Source organism: Deltaproteobacteria bacterium (assembly GCA_016874755.1).
Lineage (GTDB): Bacteria > Desulfobacterota > Binatia > UBA9968 > UBA9968 > DP-20.
In genome coordinates this window covers 49052-55051 of record VGTH01000036.1, presented here as the reverse complement: position 1 = coordinate 55051, position 6000 = coordinate 49052, and the positions used below count along the sequence as shown (strand labels likewise).

General features: G+C 56.6%; 6 protein-coding genes and 1 tRNA gene. All 7 read right to left on the bottom strand.

The window, feature by feature from the left end; genetic code table 11:
- Window positions 1-706: 706 nt before the first annotated feature.
- The 7 genes from FJ145_19565 to FJ145_19535 all read right to left on the bottom strand — a co-directional run bounded on the left by FJ145_19565 (window position 707) and on the right by FJ145_19535 (window position 5713).
- Window positions 707-1195 carry a ferritin-like domain-containing protein gene (locus FJ145_19565; protein ID MBM4263611.1) on the bottom strand — a complete coding sequence of 163 codons (489 nt, stop codon included), beginning with the start codon at window positions 1193-1195 and terminating at the stop codon, window positions 707-709.
- Window positions 1182-1379 carry a hypothetical protein gene (locus FJ145_19560; protein MBM4263610.1) on the bottom strand — a complete coding sequence of 66 codons (198 nt, stop codon included), beginning with the start codon at window positions 1377-1379 and terminating at the stop codon, window positions 1182-1184. The genes FJ145_19565 and FJ145_19560 overlap by 14 nt, the downstream gene beginning before the upstream one ends.
- Window positions 1380-1395: 16 nt before the next feature.
- Complete coding sequence (locus tag FJ145_19555; GenBank protein MBM4263609.1) at window positions 1396-2043, bottom strand: phosphoribosyltransferase; 648 nt, start codon at window positions 2041-2043, stop codon at window positions 1396-1398.
- A gap of 185 nt (window positions 2044-2228) precedes the next feature.
- Window positions 2229-2317, bottom strand: a tRNA-Leu gene (locus FJ145_19550).
- A gap of 155 nt (window positions 2318-2472) precedes the next feature.
- Window positions 2473-4590: a sodium-translocating pyrophosphatase gene (locus FJ145_19545; protein ID MBM4263608.1), complete on the bottom strand. Its 2118-nt coding sequence runs from the start codon at window positions 4588-4590 to the stop codon at window positions 2473-2475.
- Between the two features lie 35 nt (window positions 4591-4625).
- Complete coding sequence (tatC, locus tag FJ145_19540) at window positions 4626-5333, bottom strand: twin-arginine translocase subunit TatC (GenBank protein ID MBM4263607.1); 708 nt, start codon at window positions 5331-5333, stop codon at window positions 4626-4628.
- A gap of 110 nt (window positions 5334-5443) precedes the next feature.
- Window positions 5444-5713, bottom strand: coding sequence for a hypothetical protein (locus tag FJ145_19535; GenBank protein MBM4263606.1), 270 nt, complete (start codon window positions 5711-5713; stop codon window positions 5444-5446).
- Window positions 5714-6000 lie beyond the last annotated feature (287 nt).

The window sequence follows — 6000 nt, the reverse complement described above, 5'->3', positions numbered from 1 at the left end:
TTCCGCAAACTGAACGCACCACAGCTTGTCGGAAAAGTAGCGCGCGGGACGAAGTATGACAATGGCAAAGAGATGAGGGTCGCCGCCTAGTATCTTTTTACACACCTATTGACAACGGCTCACCACAGACTCGCGAGTTTCTAAAACGAAGGTGCTGGAGGGGCTAAGCAACCAACGTGCCGACGCGGGAATAGGCGTCTTTACAATACGTTGTGGAACTTGCAACAGGTCGAGATGACCAAGCGAGGCGAGCGATACTTCCGTTGTGTTGAGTTTAGTTGGCGGCGCGCTGAGCTATGTGCACATTATGCCCACGGCGGTCTCTTAAAACCGATAAAGTGTTATGAAATGCACAGCCCATTGTCGCTGAGCGGTGCCGACGTTAACTTTCGCCGGCGCCCCGGCAAAAGGCAGTGTTTGCGCCGCGTTCTTCGAGCCGTCGAGGTGGATTATGATTTGCGTAAACATCTTACCTCCTTACGTGGACTGCAAAGCCGTAGACGGTGGTTTCCCGCCCCAAGTCCAACACTTGATTTCCGGCGCAACCGTGCGGTGGTTCTTGTCGGCCATCGAAGAGACTCGCTTTGATATGACTAGCGCAGGGAATATGCCAGGCGCGGACAAAGACTGAATTCTGTGATTTCCATCAATTGGGGCGCCGCGTCGGCGCGCCGGCATTTGCGTAGCCGTTAAGCTGGGCAAAGCCCTAACCCGGTCCATTCGACTGCGGGTCGCTGCGCATGATCATCTCGCGCAGCTCGGCTCGATGCTTTTCGCCCTCTTCGTAGATGCGTTCCAAGCCCTCTGCGATGTCGGGCAGTTCGTTGCGCACGCTCTGCATCTTCTCGATTAGAGCCGCGCCGCAATGGTTTTCCTCCTCGAGATCGGCCAGCAGGTAGCGCCAGCTATTTTTCTCGGTCGACAAAACCTGCGGCACCGGCGGCAAGTGACTACCGAGCAGCGTGATCTTTTCTGCAAGCCATTCGCCATGGCGCGCCTCTTCGGCGGCGATGCGTAGCAGGCGTTCGCGAAACTGCGGATATTGCATTTTTTCCGCATGCTGCGCGTAGCGTTTCACATGCTGCATCTCTTCAATGTAACGGTCTTGCAATATCTTGACGATTTCACGATAGCCGGCCGGTGAGAGACCAAAGAATTGGCGCCACCAGTCGGACCAGTTTTTATCTTGTAACATCGCCCTTTCCTCCCTCCATGGCTAAGCTCTGCTGCATGGCGCTAGTGAGCTCTTCGCGTGAAATGTAGCGAAACTCCGGCGGATAGGTGTATTGGCGCACGGTGCGCGCCGGTTGCAGACAACTCCAGAGCTGCATAGCCGCCAGAACGCCGCACAATAGACACGGGCCAGAACCCCGAAACATGGAACCATTCTCCAACTCAGCCCACCACCACAGCCGGTTCGGTTTTTCGGCTTAAGATCCGCACTACATCGTCGTCACTCACCTGGGCGAAGTCGTCGAAAAATTGCCCAACTGCATAAAAATCACCGGGCACGTTGAGACAGACCATCGAATCGCACTCCCGCAGCATAGCGCGCGCGGAGCCCGGCGAAGCGACGGCGACGGCGCCGACAAGCTTGCTCGGTTCTTTAGCGCGCACAGCGCGCAGCGCCGAGGTGAACGTCGAGCCGGTGGCGATGCCGTCATCGACGACGATAACCACCCGGCCCTTAGGGTCGACGGGCGAATGCAGCGGCGTGTAGCGGGCGCGCCGCTTTTTCAAAAGCGCAAGCTGATGTTGTTTCTCTCGTTCGAGATAGGCCGCGCCCAAGTCGGCGGCCCAATCGGCGATGAAAGCGGTGCCCTCTTCGTCGATGGCGCCAATAGCTAGCTCAGGCTGATCCGGATGTCTCAGCTTGTGCACGAGCACAACGTCGAGCTCGCCGGCCAAACCGTCCGCAATAATCTTGGCCATCGGCACCGCGCCGCGCGGCACGCCAAGCACCAGCGCATTCTGGTCTTTGTATTTGACCCGCAGTCGATCGAGAAGCAACTTCGCGGCATGCTCACGATTGGCGAATCGCATGGACTTCCTCCGGTTTACCAGGCCATAGGATATCAACCCCTGCCGGTAGAGTAGGCAAAGCCCGTGCCTAAGAAATGCTAACGAATAGCTTGCTATTAGTGAGGACGATTTCCAGAAATGAAAAAAAAACCGCTGGTCCAGTGCACAATTGCGAAAGTTCGATCGAGCAGTACGAAGAAATTTCTTGGTGCCCGGAGCCGGACTCGAACCGGCACAGACCTTTCGGTCCGAGGGATTTTAAGTCCCTTGTGTCTACCTATTCCACCACCCGGGCCATTGGAGGATTTCGTGTTGTCGGTATTCGTAGCAGATTTAATTTTGCAGAAAAAGTGAGCAAAGAATGGATAATGGCTAATTGACAATGGACAACGCCCGGAGCTGGTTCTCCGAGACATTATCCATTGTCAATTCTCCATTATCAATTTCTTCTTAGACAAACAGCGGCGCGAGCACCAGTGTGATCGTGGCTAGCAGCTTGATCAACACGTGCAAGCTCGGGCCGGCGGTGTCTTTGAACGGGTCGCCAACGGTGTCGCCGACGACGGCCGCCTTGTGAGTATCGGAGCCTTTGCCGGCGCCGGTTTCGATGAACTTCTTGGCGTTGTCCCAGGCGCCGCCGCTGTTGTTGAGAAACGTCGCCATCAAAATGCCGGCGATGGTACCGACCATCAACAGCGCCGCAACGGCTTCGGCGCCGACGCCGAAGAGGCGGAACACCAAACCAACCGCGACCGGCGTGCCGACCGCGATGATACCCGGCCAGATCATCTCTTTGAGCGCGCCGATGGTGACGATGTCGACACAGCGGCCGTAGTCCGGCTTCACCGTGCCTTTGAGGATGCCGGGGTTTTCCTTGAACTGCCGGCGCACCTCGTTAATGACATAGTAAGCCGCCTTGCCGACCGCGCGGATCGCCATCGCCGAGAACAAGAAAACCAGCGTCGCACCGATCAAGCCGCCGACGAAAACTTCCGGCCTGGCGATGTTGACCACTTCGAGTTTGTGACCGTAGTGGGCGACCTCGTCGAGGTAAGCCGAGAACAACAGGAAGGCCGCGAGCGCCGCCGAGCCGATGGCGTAACCTTTGGTCAGCGCCTTGGTGGTGTTGCCAACCGCGTCGAGCCGGTCGGTCTTGTGGCGCACCGATTCCGGCTGGCCGCTCATTTCGACGATGCCGCCGGCGTTGTCCGTGATCGGGCCGAAAGTATCCATGGCCAAAATGTAAGCCGCCGTGCCCAGCATGCCCATGGTCGCCACCGCGGTGCCGAACAAACCGGCGTGAGGCACGCCGCTATTGAGGCCCAAGTAATAGGACGAGATAATTGCAATGGAAATCACCAAAACCGGAATCGCCGTGCACTCTAAGCCGACGGCAACACCGGCGATGATGTTGGTCGCCGGCCCGGTCTGCGACGCCTCGGCGATCGACTTCACCGGACGGTATTTGTATTCGGTGTAGTACTGCGTGATGTAGACGAAGGCTTGCGCCATCAAGATGCCGATGACGCCGCAAAGAAAAAAGTAAAACCAGGCGGAAGTCGCTTGCGGATGTTGCGCCGGATCGACGGTGAGCATCCATTGGGTGGCAAAAAAGAACCCGACAATGGCGAGGAAGCTAGTCAGATAATAGCCGCGATTGAGCGCGGCCATGGGATCTTCGGTCTCCTTGCACTTGACGACCATGATGCCGACAATCGAGGCGAGTAGGCCAAAAGCCCGCGCCACCAAGGGAAACAGCACCCCTTTTAGGCCAAAGTACGGGTAAAGCCCGACGCCGAGAATCATCGCGCCGATGTTTTCCGCGGCGGTCGACTCGAACAGGTCGGCGCCGCGGCCGGCGCAGTCGCCGACGTTATCGCCGACCAAATCCGCGATGACCGCCGGGTTGCGCGGGTCGTCTTCAGGAATGCCCGCCTCGACTTTGCCGACCAGGTCGGCGCCCACGTCCGCCGCTTTGGTGTAGATGCCGCCGCCGAGCTGGGCAAAGAGCGCGACGAAAGACGCGCCGAAGCCATAGCCGACGATCGTGAACGGAATCTTGCGGGGATCGTGGCCGAGCCCCTCCAGCAGCCAATAAAGCCCGCCGACACCCAGCAAGCTCATGGCCACCACGAAAAGCCCCGACACCGCGCCGCCGCGCATGGCGATCTGCAGGCCCTCGTTCAAGCTGCTGCGCACCGCCGACGCAGTGCGAATGTTGGCGCGAATGGCAATCCACATGCCCACGTACCCGGCGACTACTGAACAGGCAGCGCCCAGGACAAAGGCGAGGGTTGTCCAAAAAGCTAGCTCCATGGGCGGCACCGGATCGGCCTTGCTGGGCGTGCGCACGAACGCGTAGAGAAGAAATATCAGCACCGCCAAGGCAGCGGACAGTGTGATGATGGTGCGGTTCTGGCGCGACATGAACGCCTCGGCGCCTTCTTTGATGGCATTGGAGATGTCCTGCATTTGCTGCGTGCCGGTTTCCTTTTGCATGACGTGGCGCGCCAAATAAACAGCAAACAGCAATGACAAACAGCTAATCGTGATAACAAGTAGGATCATGACGGTCGATCATCCCTTCCAGAGAAATATTTTTTCTAATCTTTGCGCCAAACATACGCGACCCCGATGCTCAGCACGTAAAGCACCAACATCGGCAGGGCCAGCAGCGATTGATTAACAATATCGGGCGTCGGTGTCAAAATCGCCGCACATACGAAAATAACCACAACCGCGTAGCGGAAGGAGCGAATCATTAAACGGTGATCCCAGATCCCCAACCGCACCAAAAAAAATGTGAATACCGGCAGCTCGAAGGTGCCCCCGAAAGCCAACACCATGCGAAAGAAAAACGTAAAATACTCGCCGATGCGCAGCGCCGGCGTCACCCCCATGGTGGTGTATTGCTCGATGAAATACTCAAAGGCCACCGGCAAAACGATCTTGTAACAAAAAAATGCGCCGCCAAGAAAAAACCCGGTGGCACATAGCACAAAGGGCAAGACCAACTTCTTCTCGCCGCTCGACAACCCCGGCGCAATGAATCGCCAAATCTGATAAAAAAGATAGGGACTGGAAAAGACCGCGCCGGCCGCCAACGCCACTTTGATTTCTATGAAAAACGCTTCAGTGATACTCGTGCCGATCAGATTCTGACCGGGCTTGAGGTTTTGCCGCAGCGGCGCCACGATAAAACCGAAAATCGCATCGGAAAATGCATAGCAGATCGCCGAAACCACCAAAACGACAATCAGCGAACGCAGCAAGCACCAACGGAGCTCCTCCAGGTGCTCGGTGAAAGTCATGTAGGAATCGGTTCCCACCACCTCTAAGCCAGTTCAAATTACAAAAAAGGGGAAGGATTTGATCCCTTCCCCTTCTCTGGTTGTGAAAAAGACCGGTAAGCCGACTGGCTCTACTTGGCTTTTTTCTCTTCCATCTTCTTCTCTTCTTTTTTCTCTTCTTTCGTTTCCGCGGCTTTTCCGGCTGCTGGTGCGCCATCTTTCGCGGGCTCGGCGGCTTTCTGATCACCACCCGCCGGGGCTGCTGGAGCCGGTTCCGGCGCCGGGGCTGGTGCCGGCGGCGGTGGAGGCGGAGCCGGTTCTTCCTTCTTTCCGCATCCCGCTAAGGTCACAGTCAAAGCGAAGAGGGCTACTGCTGACAACGAAACGATCTTCTTTCCCATCATGAGTTCACCTCCTTTCCCGTCACACATCACTGTTTGGATTTAGCGCTTTATATCGCACAACAGGGCCCCAGATTCAAGGGCATCGGCGCGGCCCACAGCAAGTGTGAATAAGCTGTTGATAACTTAGATCAAACCCCATTAGGAAGGCCCCAAATGGCCATCGGTAACATAATGCCTCGCTAAAAAGCAAAGATTTCCTCCTATTTTTAACCAATTACCCTGTTTTGCTTAGTTCTGCTCAGAAACCACCTGGTTATCTGGCCGCCGTTTGAGCTGCGGCAAAA